11 protein-coding genes and 2 pseudogenes are annotated in these 17,298 nt (G+C 71.4%); 8 read left to right on the top strand and 5 right to left on the bottom strand.

All coding sequences use genetic code 11. The features are described 5' to 3' along the window. Positions 1-23: 23 nt before the first annotated feature. A pseudogene (locus AC5DRG_RS22240) lies at positions 24-461 on the top strand (flavodoxin domain-containing protein); the annotation flags it as partial. Here the strand turns inward: AC5DRG_RS22240 and AC5DRG_RS22235 are convergent. After that, a pseudogene (locus AC5DRG_RS22235) lies at positions 447-863 on the bottom strand (pyridoxamine 5'-phosphate oxidase family protein); the annotation flags it as partial. The pseudogenes AC5DRG_RS22240 and AC5DRG_RS22235 sit on opposite strands and share 15 nt — an antisense overlap. Before the next feature lie 167 nt (positions 864-1,030). Here AC5DRG_RS22235 and AC5DRG_RS22230 point away from each other — a divergent pair. From AC5DRG_RS22230 to AC5DRG_RS22215, 4 genes are all read left to right on the top strand, one after another. Then, positions 1,031-2,545, top strand: coding sequence for a GAF domain-containing sensor histidine kinase (locus AC5DRG_RS22230; protein ID WP_491812347.1), 1,515 nt, complete (start codon positions 1,031-1,033; stop codon positions 2,543-2,545). 228 nt (positions 2,546-2,773) lie between these two features. Continuing rightward, positions 2,774-3,607, top strand: a complete 834-nt coding sequence (locus AC5DRG_RS22225; RefSeq protein WP_491812346.1) for a hypothetical protein — start codon at positions 2,774-2,776, stop codon at positions 3,605-3,607. Beyond that, positions 3,607-5,790, top strand: a complete 2,184-nt coding sequence (locus AC5DRG_RS22220) for a bifunctional serine/threonine-protein kinase/ABC transporter substrate-binding protein (protein ID WP_491812345.1) — start codon at positions 3,607-3,609, stop codon at positions 5,788-5,790. The genes AC5DRG_RS22225 and AC5DRG_RS22220 overlap by 1 nt, the downstream gene beginning before the upstream one ends. Positions 5,791-5,812: 22 nt before the next feature. Continuing rightward, complete coding sequence (locus AC5DRG_RS22215) at positions 5,813-8,077, top strand: bifunctional serine/threonine-protein kinase/ABC transporter substrate-binding protein (RefSeq protein ID WP_491812344.1); 2,265 nt, start codon at positions 5,813-5,815, stop codon at positions 8,075-8,077. A gap of 42 nt (positions 8,078-8,119) precedes the next feature. Here the strand turns inward: AC5DRG_RS22215 and AC5DRG_RS22210 are convergent, their stop codons facing one another. The 3 genes from AC5DRG_RS22210 to AC5DRG_RS22200 form a co-directional block, all read right to left on the bottom strand. Further along, a complete protein-coding gene (locus AC5DRG_RS22210) occupies positions 8,120-9,871 on the bottom strand; it encodes a tannase/feruloyl esterase family alpha/beta hydrolase (RefSeq protein ID WP_491812343.1) in 1,752 nt (583 codons plus the stop codon). A 95-nt stretch (positions 9,872-9,966) separates the two neighbouring features. Continuing rightward, a complete protein-coding gene (locus AC5DRG_RS22205) occupies positions 9,967-11,637 on the bottom strand; it encodes an IclR family transcriptional regulator domain-containing protein (RefSeq protein WP_491812342.1) in 1,671 nt (556 codons plus the stop codon). A 222-nt stretch (positions 11,638-11,859) separates the two neighbouring features. After that, entirely contained in the window at positions 11,860-13,146 is a 1,287-nt protein-coding gene (locus AC5DRG_RS22200) for a M6 family metalloprotease domain-containing protein (RefSeq protein ID WP_491812341.1), read from the bottom strand. A 266-nt stretch (positions 13,147-13,412) separates the two neighbouring features. On the opposite strand from AC5DRG_RS22200, the gene AC5DRG_RS22195 reads away from it, so the two are divergent. Then, positions 13,413-14,057, top strand: coding sequence for a TetR/AcrR family transcriptional regulator (locus tag AC5DRG_RS22195; RefSeq protein WP_491812340.1), 645 nt, complete (start codon positions 13,413-13,415; stop codon positions 14,055-14,057). 147 nt (positions 14,058-14,204) lie between these two features. Continuing rightward, a complete protein-coding gene (locus AC5DRG_RS22190; RefSeq protein ID WP_491812339.1) occupies positions 14,205-15,734 on the top strand; it encodes an MFS transporter in 1,530 nt (509 codons plus the stop codon). Between the two features lie 102 nt (positions 15,735-15,836). Here AC5DRG_RS22190 and AC5DRG_RS22185 read toward each other — a convergent pair whose 3' ends face one another. Further along, a complete protein-coding gene (locus AC5DRG_RS22185; RefSeq protein ID WP_491812338.1) occupies positions 15,837-16,367 on the bottom strand; it encodes a MarR family winged helix-turn-helix transcriptional regulator in 531 nt (176 codons plus the stop codon). 137 nt (positions 16,368-16,504) lie between these two features. On the opposite strand from AC5DRG_RS22185, the gene AC5DRG_RS22180 reads away from it, so the two are divergent. Next, complete coding sequence (locus AC5DRG_RS22180; protein WP_491812337.1) at positions 16,505-17,296, top strand: dioxygenase family protein; 792 nt, start codon at positions 16,505-16,507, stop codon at positions 17,294-17,296. The last annotated feature ends 2 nt before the right edge of the window (positions 17,297-17,298 follow it).

Raw genomic sequence — 17,298 nt, 5'->3', positions numbered from 1 at the left:
GATGTGAGAGGAGGCGGTCCGCCATGAAAGTGCTGGTGGCGTACGGGACCGCGAACGGATCGACCGCGCGGATAGCCGAGTCCATCGCCGAGGTCCTGCGCAAGGACGGGCTGACGGTGGTCACGCTGCCCGCCCGGTCCGTGGGGAGTGTGTCCTCGTACGACGCCGTCGTGGTCGGCGGCGCGCTGTACGCCGGACGCTGGCACAGGGACGCCCGCCGCTTCGTCCGTCGGCACGGCCGGGCCCTCGCCGAACGCCCGCTCTGGCTCTTCAGCAGCGGACCGCTCGACGCCTCCGCCGCCGTGCGGGACATCCCGCCCGTGCCCGGAGTACGGCGGGCCATGACCCGGCTGGACGCCAGGCGGCACGTCACCTTCGGCGGCTGCCTGGCGGAAGGCGCGAAGGGGCGCATGGCCCGGATGATCCTGCGCTCCGGGAAGGGCGGCGACTTCCGGGACTTCGACGACCGTGTGGTCCATGTTCGTCTCCACCCACGGCCGCACCATCGCCTGACAGCGGGCCAGTTCACCGGGATCGGTCACGAGCTGGGCGTAGCCCGTCACCACCACGCTCCAGCCGAGGTGCGAGTGAGGGTCGATGACGTCGGCCTCGTAGGCGACGACGACACCGGGGCCGTCGGCCGGCTGGGTGTGCGAGGTCAGGGCGGAACCCTCGTGGGTGCGGATGAGGATGTCCCCGTGGTCCAGGAGGTGGTTGACCGGCCGTACGGTCGGCAGCGCGTGCCGGGTGAAGACGATCCTCCCGAGCGACACGCTGCCCAGCAGCCGCAGCGCCTCGGCGCTGTCGAGCTCGACACGGCGGCGAGGGCCTGAGGGGATCGGTTGGTTGTCGTCGTTGACCATGATGGATTCCGTACCGTTCGGGTAGGTGCTGCCCTTCCCCGGCGTGGGGCCGAACGGCCCATGGGCCACCGGAGCCGATCCCATTTCGCCACGTTTCGCGCGCCGGTAGCGTGACCTGTATCCGGAGCGGCCGGTGCTCGCCCGCCCACAGGACCGAGGAGATACAGGTGGGAAGCTCCGAGAAGCCCCAGAAGGCCCGTACACGGCTGCCGCAGCTGAAGCTGGACGAGCTGCTGGAGGAGCTCCAGGCGCGGCTCGACGCGGCTCGGGGCACCCGCGACCGGGTGCACAGCCTGCTGGAGGCGGTGCTCTCCGTCGGCAGGGAGCTGGAGCTGGAGCAGGCCCTGCACAGCATCGTCGAGGCCGCCGCGGTGCTGGTCGACGCCGAGTACGCGGCGCTCGGCGTGATCGATCCCGACGGCAGGCGGCTGTCCGCCTTCCACACGGTCGGGGTCACCGAGGAGCAGATCGCCCGCATCGGCCCGTATCCGGAGGGCCACGGCATCCTCGGCGAGCTGATCCGGCACCCCGAACCGCTGCGGCTCGTGAAGATCTCCGAGCACTCGGCCTCGTACGGCTTCCCGCCCCACCACCCGCCGATGAACAGCTTCCTCGGCGTTCCCATCCGGGTACGCGACCAGGTGTTCGGCAACCTCTACCTGACCGAGAAGCACGGTGGGGCGCAGTTCGACGACGAGGACGAGTCGGTCCTGTCCACCCTGGCCGTGGCGGCCGGCGTCGCGATCGACAACGCCCGCCTGTACGAGGAGTCCCGGCTACGGGAACGCTGGCTGCGGGCCAACGCGGAGATCACCCACAGCCTGATGTCCGGCGACCCCCGCACCGAGGTCCTCGCGCTGATCGCCGAGCGGGCCGGCGAGATCACGGGCTCCGCCCTCGCGGCGGTCGCACTGCCGATGGAGGACACCGGGTCGCTCGCCGTGGAGATCGCCGTCGGGATGCACGCCGAGGCCCACCAAGGACTCGTACTGTCCATGGACCGCAGCCTGATGGGACTGGCCTTCTCCGGCGCCGCCCCCGTCACCAGCGCGGACGTCGGCCACGACGCCCGCATCTCCCTGGAACCACCGCGCTTCGGGGGACTCGGCCCCGCCGTGGCCGTGCCCATCGGCACGGGCGAGGCGGGTGCGCGGGGCGTGGTCCTGCTGGCGCGAGAAACCGGGCACCAGCCTTTCTCGGCGACGGAGACCGAGACCCTCCAGGCCTTCGCCGCGCAGGCGGCCATCGCGATGGAACTGGCCGAACGCCGTCGGGACGCCGAGGAGATCGCGGTTCTCAAGGACCGCGACCGCATCGCCCGCGACCTGCACGACCTCGCCATCCAACGGCTGTTCGCCACCGGCATGACCCTGCAGAGCACGAGCCGCTTCATCGAGCACGCCGAAGCCGCCGAGCGCGTCGTGCGCGCGGTGGACGACCTCGACGAGACCATCAAGATCATCAGGTCTACGATCTTCGGCCTGCGTTCGCGGGAAGGCGCGGGCGGGGACGGGCTCCGGTCGCGTGCCGTGCGGGTCGTGGGCGAGGCGGCACCGGTGCTGGGCTTCGCGCCCAGCCTGCGGAACATGGCGGAACGGGCTGTGGAGCTGGGCGGGGAGCTGGAGTTCGGCAGTCCTGATGGTGGCGGCACCAGGTTGGTGTGGTGGGTGCCGGCGGAGTAGCGGGGCCCCATTGCGCAGGTGCCGTTGGCACCGGTCGGTGGCAGTTGCCAACAGTTCACCACGCAGTCTGCGTACTTCCTGAGCGCTCTGAACTACCTTGCGATAAAAGGGTGTTGGGGGAACCGTTCGGTACTGGTGCGGCATCGGTAAAGGCATGAAACGGCCGTTGACGGGGGCACACGACGGCCGTCATGTCGAGCGCCGAGCACATGACGAGGGGGAGGGAACGTGACGTATGCGAGAGCCCGGTTGGTCTGCGGGATCGTGATGATGTGCGGGACGCTGCTGGCCGGCTGCTCGGACGGCGGCGGTGGGGGCGGGGAGCCGAGCCCGGAGACCGCGACGACTACGGACAAGGGCAAGGACACGGGCACGGACTCGGTCAGCGGCGCCGGTGCGTTACCGGCCGCTTCGCCGACCGAGCAGGCGGATCCGGCGAAGCAGCCGCACACCGCGGCCGAGGCACGGGCGTTCGTGCGGAAGGTGATCGCCGATCCGGAGCTGCTCGGGTCGGGGGCGGTGCCTGCGGCGCCGTACGAGAGTGATCCGAGCACCTGGGCGGTGCTGGGGGAGGACTGCGCCTGGCAGCGGGAGGGGCTGCCGGACGACGTACTGGCCACGCTCACCCGGCACTTCGAGATGCCCGCGAGCGGTGACGGGGCGACGGCGCGGCTGTCGGCCACGGTCACGGTGCACCGGACGGCGGTGGACGCCGCCTGGGAGGAGGCCGGGATGCTGGAGGAGGCCGTGCGGTGTCCGGACCAGACGCTGCGGGCGGGGGAGCGGTTGAACGGGCTCTCCTCCATCGCCGTCGCGTGGGGTGAGAGCGGCAACGTCTCCAGCGACGACTCGCTGTCGGAGTCGGGCGAGTGCGACAGCGACACCCGGGGCGGGCCGTACCCCTACTCGTGGACGCAGACGGTGTTCGGCCCGGTCGTGGTCTCCGCGTCCCTGTGCGGGCCGGAGGACGCCCCGAGCGAGCTGGACACGGCGGTCAGGATGCTGGTGCGGGTGCAGGACGAGATCGGGATGCCCACTGTGTCCGGAAAGGGGAGCGAGTGATGGAACGACTGATTCCCACCGACCCCTCCCGTCTGGGCGGCAACCGTCTCTTGGGGCGGCTGGGCGCCGGCGGCATGGGCGTGGTCTACCTGGCCCGTACCGAGGCCGGGGACCTGGCCGCGGTGAAGGTGATCCAGCCCGAGTACGCCGAACAGGCCGAGTTCCGGGCCCGGTTCCGGCGCGAGGCGGCGTCCGCCGGGCGGGTCGACAGCCCGTGGGTGGTGCCGGTGCTCGGCGCCGACACGGAGGCGGCGGCGCCGTGGCTTGCCACCGCGTTCGTGCCCGGCCCTTCGCTGGCCGAGGCGGTCGCGGCCTGCGGGGCGTTGCCGGACGGTGCCGTACGGGTGCTGGGCAAGGTGCTGGCGCGCGCTCTGGCCGCCGTGCACGACGCAGGGCTGGTGCACCGGGACGTCAAGCCCGGCAACGTCCTGCTCGCCCTCGACGGCCCCCGGCTGATCGACTTCGGCATCGCCCGCCCCACGGCGTCCGACGAGACGGAACTGACCTCGGACAGCGTGGTGGTCGGCACCCCCGGCTTCCTCTCCCCCGAACAGGCGCAGGCCCGCGAAGTCGGCCCGGCGAGCGACGTGTTCTCCCTCGGCTGCCTCCTGGCGTACGCGGCCACCGGCCGCCTGCCCTTCGGCACCGGCGCCGCGGACGCGCTCCTGTACCGCACCGTCCACGACGAGCCCGAGCTGGACGGGGTCGCGGACACCGAGCTGCGGGCGCTGCTCGGCCGCTGTCTGGCGAAGACGCCGGAGGAGCGGCCCACGGCCGCCGAGGTGGACGCCGAACTGGCGGAGGACGCCCCGGCCGGCACCGTCGACTGGCTGCCCGACCCGGTCGTACGGATGATCGCCGACCGGTCGGCGGAGATGCTCGCCCTGCCGGGCATCGAGCCCACCGAAGTCCCGCACGAGACACAGGACACGCAGGAGTCGGGAGCCGCGCAGGAGCCGAGGCGTCCCAGTCGGCGCAGGATCCTCGCCCTCGGCGGTGGCGCCGCGCTGCTCCTGGCAGGCGGCGGTACCGCGCTGTGGGCTGCTCTGCGCGACGACGACCCGGACACCCAGCAGGCGGCGACCGCGACCGGCCCCTGGGTCATCGGTGTCCACGCGGATCTCACGGGCCCGCAGCGGGAGGCCGGGCTGGCACAGGAGCGGGGGGCGCGGCTGGCGGTGGAGCGGTTCAACTCCCGCAAGTCCAAGCCGTTCACCCTCGCCCTGCGGACCGTGGACGACCGGGGCGAGCCGGCCCGGGCGGTGCAGGCGGCGCGGAAACTGACCGGCGCCACCGACGTCCTGGCCGTACTCGGCCCCACCGGCTACATCTCGGCGCAGGCCGGGGTGGAGGTCTACGAAGCGGCCGGGATGCCCCTGCTGACGGTGTCTGAACTGTCCGCCTACGCCGCCCAGACCTCCCTCGCGGGCGCCGCCCCGCGCGCGTACTTCCGTGCCGCGTCGCCGACGGCGTACGGCGCTTTCACCACCGTCACCGCGCTCGGCGCGGCAGGCGTCGGCAAGATGGGCCTGCTCTGCGACCGGGCGAGCAAGGTGGCCGGTATGGAGTCGGTGATCGTGGCCAGCAACGCGGCGGAAGGCCGGGTGGAGCTGTACATGCGCGTGGTACCCGCCCTCGCGGCGGCGAGCGCCCTGGCACCGGTCACCGACGACATGCTCGGCAACGGCGTCGACGGCTTCTACTACATCGGCACCCCCGAACGCGCCGCCGCCGTCGCCCGCGCCCTCGCGGAGCGGAATTTCACCGGACCCCGCTACCTCAACGCCGCATCGGCCACCGAGGCCTTCACCTCCGAGGCGGGCGAGGCCGCCGAGGGCTGGCAGGTCCTGACGTCGTACATCGCACCGGACGCCGACCCCGTGGCCGACTTCGCGACCGCCTACCGCAAGCGGTACGGCAGCGCGCCCGGCCCATGGGCGGCAGAGGCGTACGACGTGACAGGCCTGCTCGCCGACCGGCTCACCGCCCTCGCACCCAAGGGCGGCAGCCGTCCCGCCCGCGCCAAGCTCACCCAGGCCCTCGCCACGACCAGCTTCAAAGGGGTGGCAGCGACCTACGCCTTCGACGAGGAGAAGCAGATGAAGAAGCGGCTGCTGCATCAATTCCGCGTCGAGGACGGCCGGTTCGCCTACCTGGGCGAACTGGACGTCACCGGGACCTGACGCCCAAGGGAGGTTCCGGACGATGCGGGCGCTGCACGCGCAGGATCCCGGCGAACTGGGCGGGCAGCGGCTGCTCGCCCGTCTCGGCGCGGGCGGCATGGGCGTGGTCTACCTGGCCCGTAACGCCGACGGGACCCTGGTCGCCCTGAAGGTCATCCGCGCCGAGTACGCCGCCGAGACCGCCTTCCGGGAGCGGTTCCGGCGCGAGGCGCGGCTGGCGCGGGGGTTCACCTGCCGCTGGCTGGTGCCGGTCACCGCCGCCGATGCCGAGGCCCGCGAGCCGTGGCTGGCCACCGCGTTCGTGCCGGGACCCTCCCTGGCCGAGACGGTGGACGGCCACGGCCCGCTGCCGCCTTACGCCGTCGCCGCCCTCGGCGCCCGGCTCGCGGAGGCACTCACCGAGGTGCACGAGGCCGGCCTGGTGCACCGGGACGTCAAACCGGGCAACGTCCTGCTCGCCCTCGACGGCCCCCGGCTGATCGACTTCGGCATCGCCCAGGCCCACGGCGCCACCGCGCTCACCGAGCCCGGCGCGATCATCGGCACCCCCGGCTATCTCGCCCCCGAGCAGGCCAGGACCGGCGGCGAGGCCGTCCCGGCGAGCGACCTGTTCGCCCTGGGCTGCGTGCTGGCGTACGCGCTCACCGGTCAGCGGCCCTTCGGCTCCGGCGACCCGGCCTCCGTCCTGTACCGCACCGTGCACGAGCAACCCGACGTGCCCGGCCTCGACCGACTCCCGCCCCCGCTGCGTACGGCGATCACCGGCTGCCTGGCCAAGGACCCCGCAGGCCGGCCCACGCCAGCCGAACTCGCACGCTCCCTGCGGGCAGTTGACCGGACGGCGACCGCGCGCCCCGAGGAACGCGCCGACCCCCGCCGGGAGTTCGCCGGAATTCCGGACGACCCGGAAGATTCCCACGGCCCGGATCGCCCAGCCGTCGACTGGCTGCCGTCGGCGGTGCTGCGGCTGGTGGCCGAGCGTTCCGCCCGCGCGCTGGACCCGCCACCCCGGCGGACCGGACCCACGCCTCCACTGGAGCCCACCGTCGTCGACGAGGGGCGCGCGCCCTCCCGCCGCCGGGTGCTCGCCATCGGCGGCTCGGCGGTCGCGGTCCTCGCCGCGTCGGGCGCCGGTACGGCGGTGCTGCTGACGAGACGTCAGGAAGAAGCTCAGGGCGGCGGGACCAAGAACCTGCCCACCCATGTCATCGGTCTCCAGGCGGCTCTGACGGGTGATCAGAAAGCGGACGGACTGGCGCAGGAGCGCGGCGCCCGGCTCGCCGTGGCCCTCCACAACGCCCGCGATGACATCCGCTACCGGCTGGCCCTCACCTCGTACGACGACCGGGGCGAAGCCGCGCGGGCGAAGTCAGGCGCTCGCAAGCTGCTCGCCGAACCCTCCCTCTGCGCGGTCATCGGCCCCTCGACCGTCGCCGCCGTCCGCGCCGCGATCGGCCCGTACACGAAGGCGTACATGCCGGTCCTGCTTGTCTCGGCCGACTACGCCGCGGTGGGTCTTGGCCCACTGGAGGCCCCCACCCTCTGTGTGACCACGACCTCGACCGACTACCGGGAGATCCCGGTGCTCGCCTACCTGACCTGGGTCCACAAGATCAAGCGCACCGCCGTCATCGAGGACCGGGCCGCGGGCGGGACGGCCACCGCGATCGCCCGCGACCTGCGCGAGAATCCGCCCAGCGAGGGAAAGACCACCGTCCACCCCGTGGACTCCGACACGAACGACTTCGGCCCCGCCGTCGCCGCCGCGCTGGCCGCGCGCGCCGAGGCCGTCGTCTACGCGGGCTCCTCGCCGACCCGGGCCGCGGCCTGCGCCCGCGCGCTGGCCGGCGCGGGCTTCGACGGACCCCGCACGACCTTCGAACCCGTCATGCGCCCGGCCTTCCTGAAGACCGCGGGCGAGGCGGCCGAGAGCTGGGTGTTCGAGGCGCCCTACTGCGAACCGCAGTCGTCGAACACCAAGGCCGCCAAGGCCTTCACCGCCGCGTACCGCGACCGCTACGACGCGCCTCCCGCCCGCTGGGCCGCCGAAGCCTACGACGCCGTGGGTCTGATCGTCACCTCCCTGGACGCGCAGGGTGGCGGCGCCGCCATCACTCCCCGGCAGGTCGCGGAGCGCCTCTTCAAACTCGGCTACGAGGGTGTGGCCAAGCCCATCGCCTTCAAGCAGGACAACACCCACAGCCTCATCCCCGACAACACGAGCTTCCTCTACCAGGCCAAGGACGGGGAGTTCCGCTTCCTCGGCCGGTACGACCAACTGGGCTGAGCCGCGGCGCGAACTCAGCCCAGTGGACGAGGACTTGGTGGATCAGGACTTGGCCCGGGTCACCACCCACTTGCCGCCGACCCAGTTGCCGACCGTCTCGTAGCCGGAGCGGAAGGAACCGAGCCAGTTCAGGGTCAGGTTCGCCTCGGCGGTGGACTTGACGGGGGTGTAGCTGCTCGCCTCGTCGTCCGGGCCGCCGGTGGTGTTCTCGGCGATGTACGGGAAGGGATAGACCGGGCGGGTGGCGGTCGTGCTGCCGCCGCTGTCGACCGACCTGGTCGTCAGGCTGTCCGGGGCCTCGCCCTTGGTGACCCAGTCGGTCATCGCGGTCAGCGCGTCGAAGGTGTTCGGGCCCTGGCCGCCGCCGCAGTGCGCGACGCCGGGGAGCAGGAACAGCCGGGCGAAGCCGCTGGTCGCCGCCGGGCCGCCCATGACCTTCTGCACGGCCTTGTAGTACGCCATCGTGCCGACGGCCGGGATGTGCTGGTCACCAAGACCGTGCCACAGGATCAGCTTGCCGCCGGCCTTCTTGAACGCCGTGAGGTCGGGGTCGGTGGCGTCGTACATGCCCTCGCCCAGCGACATGACCTTCTTGTAGTAGGCCGCCGTGAACTTGATGTCCTTGTACGTCAGCGTCGGCTGCGGGGAGTCGAAGATCTGGTAGCGGATGGTCTCCCGTACGAAGCTGATGTCACCGCTGGCACCGGTCGCCGTGGCAGGCGTGATGATTCCGGCCCAGTTCAGCTCGGAGCCGCGCAACTGGTAACCCGGGTAGAGCAGTTCGCCGTGCTCGTCGGTCGGGCCGGCGTAGATCCGCCGCAGGGTGGTGACCTGGTCCGCCGTCAGGCAGAAGTCCGCGGTCGTGGAGGTCTGTCCGGCCGCGCACTTGATGCTCGCCGGGTCCCAGTCGCAGGCCAGCGGGTCCGCGATGATGCCGTCGGCGGGCGCGTCGCAGCCCTTGAGTACGGCCTGGTGGATGGGGGCGAGGTCGGCGTTGGTGATGGTGGCCGGGCCGCCGTCGAGATAGACGGACTGGGCGGTCCAGGCGTGCGAGAAGGTGTTCAGCGCGGTGAAGTTGTTCGCCGGGGCGCCCGCGATGATGCCGTCGAAGTCGGTCGGGTAGCGCTGCGCCTCGGTCAGGGCCTGGTGGCCGCCCTGTGAGCAGCCGTCGAAGTAGGAGTGGGCGGGAGCCTGCCCGTAGAACTGCTTGATGAGGACCTTGGCCGCCTGGGCGAGCAGGTGGTCGGACTTGTAGCCGAAGTCGGCGCGCAGGGTCGGGTCGGTGGAGAAGAGGCCGCCGCCCTGGGAGTGGCCCTCGTCGCTGGACGCGACCGCGAAGGCGCCGGTCGTGAGCGGGACGCAGCCGCTGGAGGCGGGGGCGCTGTTCGTGCTGACGTTGCCGCAGAGGCCGCCGCAGCCGACCTGGAGGTAGTTCGCCTCCCAGCCCGACAGGGGCAGCCGCAGCTGGAAGTGGATCTGTGGGGCGATGACGCCCTTGACGTCGCAGTACGCCCAGTTGCCCAACGTGTTGTTGCCGGCGGCCACTTCGGCGGCCGAGGTGATCTCGAAGGGGACACCGGGCACGGCGGCGGCCAGGTCGAGGGAGGTGATGCCGGCGCAGGACATGGCCGGGGCTATGCCGGAGGTGGAGGCGGAAATGGCGGTTGCGGAGGTGGTGGAAGTGGCCGCGGAGGTGGAGGTCGCCGCGCTGCCCGTCACGAGGGCGACGCCGGCGGCCAGGGCGGTCGCGAAGCTGACGGGCTTCCATCGACACCATCTGAACAACTGGGGCATGCGTCGTCTCCTCTGCCGCGTGGTGGGGGGTAACGCGGAGGACCGTAGCCCTGCGGCAATCTTGAGACAAGACTTGTCGACGAGATTGTTAACAATTAGCTCAACGGTACCCGGGTGAACCGCCCCGCCACATGCAGATCCGCCTCGATGCGCCCCGCCGTCTCCACCAGCTCGGGCAGAACGTCCCGCACGCACTCCTCGACCGTGCGGCGGGACGCGTGCATGGCCGAGTTGAGGGCGGCGACCACGCGGCCCGTGCGGTCGCGGACCGGCACGGCGATGGAGCGCAGGCCTGGCTCCAGCTCCTCGTCGACCAGGGCATAGCCCCGCGCGCGGACCTCGTCCAACTCACGCTCCAGGACCGGGAGTTCGGTGACCGTGCGCGACGTCAGCGGCCGCAGCTCGCCGAGTTCGCGCTCAGTCGCCGGTACGTCGGCCAGCAGCACGCGGCCCAGCGAGGTGGCGTACGCCGGAAGCCGCGTGCCCACGGTGATGTTGACGCTCATGACGCGGCGCGTGGCGATCCGTGCCGTGTAGTGGATCTCCGGTCCCGATCCCGAACTGGTCAGCACGGCAAGGGAGGTTGACTCGTGGATCCGTTCCGCCAGCGCGACCAGGTGCGGGTTCGCGATCTCCGGCAGGGAGGTACGGGACAGTTCCGGAAAGCCCAGGGACAGTACCCGCGGCGTCAGGGTGAACCGGCGGTCGTGCGTCTCCACCAGCCCCAGGTGCTCATAGGTGATCAGCGCCCGCCGTGCCGTCGCCCGCGCAAGGCCCGTCGCCTTCGCCACCTCCGTCAGGGTCAGCGCGGCCCTGCCCTCACCGAAGGACGTCAGTACGGTCAGCCCGCGCGCCAGGGACTCGACGAACTCCCTGCCGAGCTCCTGCTTGGACGCGCCCGTCCAGGTCGCCAGGTCCGAGGGAGTGGCCACCGCCTGTGCGGGCGGCGCCTCCCGCAGCTCTGCCTCCATCACGTCCACCGCCTCCCGCAGCTGAGGCAGCAGCGTGGCGCGCAGGCCGGCCGCGGTGTGCCGGCTCGTATGGCTCACGACACTCGCGGCGCAGGCGATCCGCCCGCCGCCCGGATCCCGTACGGGCACGGAGACCGCGACAAGACCCGGCTCGATCAACTGGTCGTCCAACGCCCAGCCGTCCTTGCGGGCTTGCCGCGCCCGCAGCTCGAACTCCTCGTCCGGGGGCCCGAGTTCACGCGGCGGTACGGCCGGAAACCGGCGGTCTTCCGGATCCGCCGCCCGGCGCTCCCGCCAGCCGCGCCAGTCCCCGTCGGTCCACTCGGCGGCGAACAGCGGGCCAGGCGCGGTGCGTTCGGCCGGCAACAGGTCGCCGATGCGGAAGCTGAGGGACATCGCGCGGCGCCGGGTGGCCTGGTGGATGAACCGGATGCCGTCGCCGTCACGCACCGCCAGCGACACCGACTCGTCCAACTCGTCGGCGAGGGCGTCCGCGCGGGCGCTCAGGAGATCGGGCAGCCGGAGGGCGGCCAGATAGGCGTTGCCCAGCTCCATCAGCCGAGGGGTGAGAACCGCTTCCCGGCCGTCGAGACGGACGTACCCCATACGAACGAGCGTCGCCGTGCTCCGGTCGACCGTCGAACGGGCGAGCCCGGTGGCCCGCTCAAGACGACTGAGGCTCAGCCTCCCCCCGGCCCCGGTCAACTCCCGCAACACGGCGACCCCCCGCATCAGAGGCGCGACCGCCTCAACCGGCACGGTGTCGTGGGCGGCTGTCGTGGTCTTCGCGGGCATCGATTCTCCGGTACGGCGGTGGGGGGCAGCCCTACGGTAATCCCGGACCGGGGATCGGGCGGGGCTCTGCCCCCCTGGACCCCCGCTCCTCAAACGCCGGAGGGGCTGGATTTAGCCCGTCCGGCGTTTGAGGACGAGGCCCGTTCAGGGCCGACAGCGGGGGTCTGGGGGCGCAGCCCCCAGGGATGGGACGGGTAGGGGCGGCGGGGGCGAGGAAAGCCCTCAGCCCCGCGTCCGCGTGACCCGCACCCGGTAGTTCCCCGCCAGATCCGCCCCCACCACCGAGATCCTGATCCCCCTGCCCGGATCCCGGAACCGCTCGCCGGGCGCGAGCGGCGCGTCCGACAGCTCCGCGTGGACGTTCGGACTACGCGTGCACCCCCCACTGTCGCGCCGCGAGTCGTACACCCGCACCGGCCCCCGCCCGGTGTCCACATCCGCGTCGACCTTGTAGATCAGCACGCCCGGCCGGCACACCAACTCGTCGTTGCCCTCACGGGTACGCAGCTCGACGGCGTAGCCGGTATCCGACCCGGTCGGAACGAAGACGAGCTTCGCCCCGCCGGACCGGGCCAGCGGGGTGAGGGTGTACTCGGTGGTCCCGGGCGCCACCGCGCAACTCACCTGGGACGGGTCCAGCCACCCGAGCTTCCACTTGTGCCAGCCGAGCAGATCGTTGTCGGCCCCCCAGTCCTCGCTCATGATGTCCCAGTGCCCGACCGCACCCCCGCCCTCCTGGGTGTAGAGGTCGGGCAGCCCGAAGACATGGCCGTTCTCGTGGGGGAGGACCCGGTAGCCGGTCGTGTCGTAGGTGCCGGAACCGTCGTCCTGACGGGAGTAGACGAAGGACGCGTTGGCGACCGGAACCCCGTCGGCGACAGGGGCGTCCGCGTTCCCGGCGAACGTCACCGACAGGACGGTGTCCAGCGCGGACGGCCCCGCGTTCGGGGTGACCAGCACGTTCATGAAGTCGTACGAGCGGAAGTCGACCTTGGGATCGGTCGCGGCCACGATGTCCTGGACGAGCTTGCGATAGCCGGGGTCGAAGGGGGCGCCGCGCTCTATGCCGTACGCCCTGAAGGGTTTCGGCATGCGCAGCCAGTCCTGGATGGGCGCCTCGGGACGGTAGTCGAGGCGGCCGTAGGAGCTGACGCGGAACCAGTCCCGGGTCCGCGGGAAGAATTCCGCGAGGCGGCTCAGGGCGCTGCCCTCGCCGCGGGCGTCGGAGAAGTCGACCATCAGGGTCAGGGCGCGGACGGTGCCGGTGGAGCGGGAGTAGCCGCCGGGCGTAGGGACGCCCTCCGACATCTGGACGGCCGGGCCGCCCCGGATCATGCAGGCGCCGAAGGTGGCGGAGCGGGCGAGGGCGGCGATCGGACCGGCCCCGGCCGTCGTGGAGGTCGCCGTGAGATGCCCGGTGCCGGCCGAGGTGCTGACCGCCAGGGTCAGGGCGGTGACGGACGCGAGGGCGGCCACGCGGCGGGGGCGTATCCGATGGCTGGGCTGCATGCAGGGACCCTTCGCGCCACGGCAGCCGCCGGTCTCTGGCTGCACCCTTTCGATCACCCTGGGTCGGGGGGTGGCGGGGCGCGCGCTGGAGGAGACCGATCGTGGGTTTCTCGCCGGTAGGGGCCCGGAAGTGGATGTGACTCAGGTCACATGGAATCTTCTTCCCGGCGGGAAATAACCGGGGACCGTTTCCCCGTTTGGTCATGTGTCCGAGCGAAACGGGGACTGCTTCCCCGGATCGCACCCAGTGACTCAAGGAGTACGCCGTGCAGACCGCCACCCCCGTGCAGCAGAAGGTGACCCGGCCCCGCGCCGACGCCCTGCGCAACCGGGAGCGGATCGTCACCGCCGCCCGGGAGATGTTCGTCGAGTTCGGCCCGGATGTGCCGCTCGACGAGATCGCCCGCCGGGCCTGCGTCGGCAATGCCACGGTGTACCGCAACTTCCCGGACCGTGACGCGCTGGTGCGCGAGGTCGTCTGCTCGGTCCTGGACCGTACGTCAGAGGCCGCCGAGCAGGCGCTCGCGGAGACCGGCGATGCCTTCGCGGCCCTGGAGCGTTTCGTGCACGCCGCCGCCGACGAGCGGATCAGCGCGCTGTGCCCGATGGTCTCCAGCTCCTTCGACCAGCACCACCCCGATCTCGAAGCGGCACGGGAACGGATCGAGCAGCTCACCGAGGAGATCATGGACCGCGCCAAGTCGGCCGGCCAGCTCCGCCCCGATGTGGGCGTCGGCGACGTGATGGTCGCCATGGCCCAGCTCAGCCGCCCCCCGGCCGGTCTCGGCTGCCTCAGCCTCGACCGCTTCGTCCACCGACACCTGCAGCTGTTCCTGGACGGACTACGGGCCCCGGCCCGCTCGGTCCTCCCGGGCACGGCGGCGACGATGGAGGACCTGCGCAAAGCCTGACCGATCAGCTCTGACCGATTAGTTCAGAGCACCACGCAAGTCACCAACGACAGACACCTGCCACCAAGTCTTCCGGCCGTCAGTGACGACGAGCCGTCCCCTTTCGACACCCTTTTTCCGTCACGAAGTCCCGAAGTGGGTACCTCCATGTCTGAAACAGCCCTCAAGGCTCCGGGCGTCCCCGACGCCAACCGCTGGAAAGCTCTCGTCTTCATAGCGCTCGCCCAGCTGATGGTCGTTCTCGACGCGACCATCGTGAACATCGCCCTCCCGTCCGCACAGACGGACCTGGGCATCTCCGACGGCAACCGCCAGTGGGTCGTCACGGCCTACGCCCTCGCCTTCGGCGGTCTCCTCCTCTTCGGCGGACGTATCGCCGACCTGTGGGGCCGCAAGAACGCCTTCGTCGTCGGCCTGGCCGGCTTCGCCCTCGCCTCCGCGCTCGGCGGCGCGGCCACCAACGAGGCGATGATGTTCGGCGCTCGCGCCCTCCAGGGTGCGTTCGGCGCACTGCTCGCGCCCGCCGCGCTCTCCCTGCTCGCCGTGATGTTCACGGACGCCAAGGAGCGCGCCAAGGCGTTCGGTATCTACGGTGCGATCGCCGGTGGCGGCGGCGCCGTCGGCTTCATCCTCGGCGGCGTGCTGACCGAGTACATGGACTGGCGCTGGACGTTCTTCGTCAACATCCCGTTCGCGATCATCGCGGCCGCCGGTGCGTACTTCGTCATCCGTGAGCCGGAGGGCGGCCGCAACCGCAACCCGCTCGACATCCCGGGTGTCCTGCTCTCCACCCTCGGCCTGGTCTCGCTGGTCTACGGCTTCACCCGCGCCGAGTCCAACGGCTGGGGCGACGTCACCACGATCGGCATGTTCGTGGCCTCGGCGGTCCTGCTCATCGCCTTCGTCATCACCGAGATGAAGGTCAAGGCCCCGCTGCTGCCCCTGCGCGTGATCACCGACCGCAACCGCGGCGGTGTCTACCTCTCGCTCGGCCTCGCGATCATCGCGATGTTCGGCACGTTCCTCTTCCTGACCTACTACCTGCAGATCGTGAAGGGCTACTCGCCGATCAACACCGGCTTCGCCTTCCTGCCGATGATCGCGGGCATGATGATCGGCTCGACCCAGATCGGCACCCGCCTGATGACCCGCGTCCCGGCGCGGGCGCTGATGGGCCCCGGCTTCCTGGTCGCCGCCGTCGGCATGCTGCTGATGACCCAGCTGGAGATCGGCTCGTCGTACGCCTCCATCGTGCTCCCGGCGATGCTGCTGCTCGGCCTCGGCATGGGTACGGCGTTCATGCCGGCCATGTCCCTGGCCACCCAGGGCGTCGAGGCACGGGACGCGGGTGTCGCCTCCGCGATGGTCAACACCTCGCAGCAGGTGGGCGGTGCGATTGGTACGGCCCTGCTGAACACGATCGCCGCCTCGGCCACCACGTCCTACATCGCGGACCACATCGGCTCCGCTTCCTCCCGCTCCCAGCAGCAGCTGGTCCAGCTGGAGGGCATGGTGCACGGCTACACCAACGCCATCTGGTTCGCCGTCGGCATCCTGGTCGTCGCCGCGGGCATCGCCCTCACCCTCATCAACGCCGGCCGCCCGGACATGTCCATCGTCCACGGCGCCGCCGAGGGCGCGGAGGACGAGGTCCAGGTCCCGGTGGTCGCCCACTGACCCCGGCTGCCGTCCCCCTCGTACCGCTTCGGGCCATCGCGTACGTCACGCGGGGTGGGGACGCCGAGTGACGTACGACCCCAGGACCTGCCCTGGTTCCGCTCAGCGGAGCCAGGGCAGGTCCGCACCCGCTTCGTTCGGCTGAAGTCCCTCGGCGACGATCTGCATGATCTCGCCGAGGGACTTCTGCTGCTGCGGGGTGAGCCGGTCGAACAGCGCCTGCCGTACGGCGGCCACATGGCCCGGCGCCGTGCGGCGCAGCACCTCCACGCCCTCGTCCGTCAGCACGGCGAACTGGCCGCGCTTGTCGGAGGGGCAGTCCTCCCGCCGTACCCAGCCGTTCTTCTCCAGGCGGGCGATCGCGTGGGAGAGACGGGAGCGGGTGATCTTGGCGTTCATGGCCAGCTCGGTCATCCGCAGCCGGCGGCGCGGGGCCTCGACGAGCTGGACGAGAAGGCCGTAGTAGATGTGCGGCATGCCCGCGTCACGCTGGAGCTGGCGGTCCATGTGGTCTTCGAGGAGGGTGGAGGCGTGCAGGTAGGAGCGCCAGACGCGCTGCTCCTCGGAGGTGAGCCAGCGGGGGTCCTCGGCGGGTTCGGAGGCAGGTGGCGCGGAGACGGATGCCGTGTTCATGTATCCCACTGTACGAGGCTCTCCTTGAATGTTAAACAAATGCGGCGTATGGTCTTGCAACAAGAACGTTTGAGAGTTCAAGTACGGTTCAGAATGATCTCCTGGATCTCCGGGATCTCCTGAAAGGAGTCGCCGTCATGTCCGCCGCCGCTCAGGAGCGCATGCCCGCCCTCTATCTCAGCCACGGCGCCCCGCCGCTCGCGGACGACCCGATCTGGCCCGGCGAACTCGCCGCCTGGTCCGCCGCCCTGCCGCGGCCCAAGGCGATCCTGATGGTCTCCGCCCACTGGGAGGAGGCCCCGCTCGCCCTCGGCGCCACCGAGACCGTCCCCCTCGTCTACGACTTCTGGGGCTTCCCCGAGCACTACTACCAGGTGAGGTACGACGCTCCCGGCGCCCCCGAACTCGCCGAGTCCGTACGTAAGTTGCTGCGCGCCCCGGGCATCCCCGTGCAGGACGTCCCGGACCGCGGACTCGACCACGGCGCGTACGTCCCGCTGGTGGAGATGTTCCCCGAGGCCGACATCCCGGTGCTCCAGATCTCCATGCCGACCCTCGACCCGGCGAAGCTGATGGAGATCGGCCGCAAGCTGGCGCCGCTGCGCGACGAGGGCGTGCTGATCGTCGGCTCCGGCTTCTTCACCCACAACCTCGCCGCGCTGCGCCACACCGGCGGGGGAGTGCCCACCTGGTCGTCCGAGTTCGACGACTGGGGCAGGCGCGCGCTGGAGTCCCGGGACTGGGACGGTCTGCTGGACTTCCTCCACAAGGCCCCGGCCGGCCGCTATGCCCATCCGCGCACCGAGCACTTCGCCCCGCTGTTCGTGACCATGGGCGCGGCGGACGTCAGTGGTGAGCTGGACACGCAGCACTCCGTGATCGACGGGTTCTGGCTGGGGATGGCGAAGCGGTCGGTGCAGTTCGGCTGACC

Source organism: Streptomyces sp. JLBG701, from assembly GCF_058544905.1.
This window is presented reverse-complemented; position numbering and strand designations above follow the sequence as displayed.

Excerpts from the sequence above, each read along its gene's own strand:
- AC5DRG_RS22220 (WP_491812345.1), top strand. The coding sequence starts at position 3,607 with ATGGAACGACTGATTCCCACCGACCCCTCCCGTCTGGGCGGCAACCGT.
- AC5DRG_RS22215 (WP_491812344.1), top strand. The coding sequence starts at position 5,813 with ATGCGGGCGCTGCACGCGCAGGATCCCGGCGAACTGGGCGGGCAGCGG.
- AC5DRG_RS22210 (WP_491812343.1), bottom strand. The coding sequence starts at position 9,871 with ATGCCCCAGTTGTTCAGATGGTGTCGATGGAAGCCCGTCAGCTTCGCG.
- AC5DRG_RS22205 (WP_491812342.1), bottom strand. The coding sequence starts at position 11,637 with ATGCCCGCGAAGACCACGACAGCCGCCCACGACACCGTGCCGGTTGAG.
- AC5DRG_RS22200 (WP_491812341.1), bottom strand. The coding sequence starts at position 13,146 with ATGCAGCCCAGCCATCGGATACGCCCCCGCCGCGTGGCCGCCCTCGCG.
- AC5DRG_RS22190 (WP_491812339.1), top strand. The coding sequence starts at position 14,205 with ATGTCTGAAACAGCCCTCAAGGCTCCGGGCGTCCCCGACGCCAACCGC.
- AC5DRG_RS22185 (WP_491812338.1), bottom strand. The coding sequence starts at position 16,367 with ATGAACACGGCATCCGTCTCCGCGCCACCTGCCTCCGAACCCGCCGAG.
- AC5DRG_RS22180 (WP_491812337.1), top strand. The coding sequence starts at position 16,505 with ATGTCCGCCGCCGCTCAGGAGCGCATGCCCGCCCTCTATCTCAGCCAC.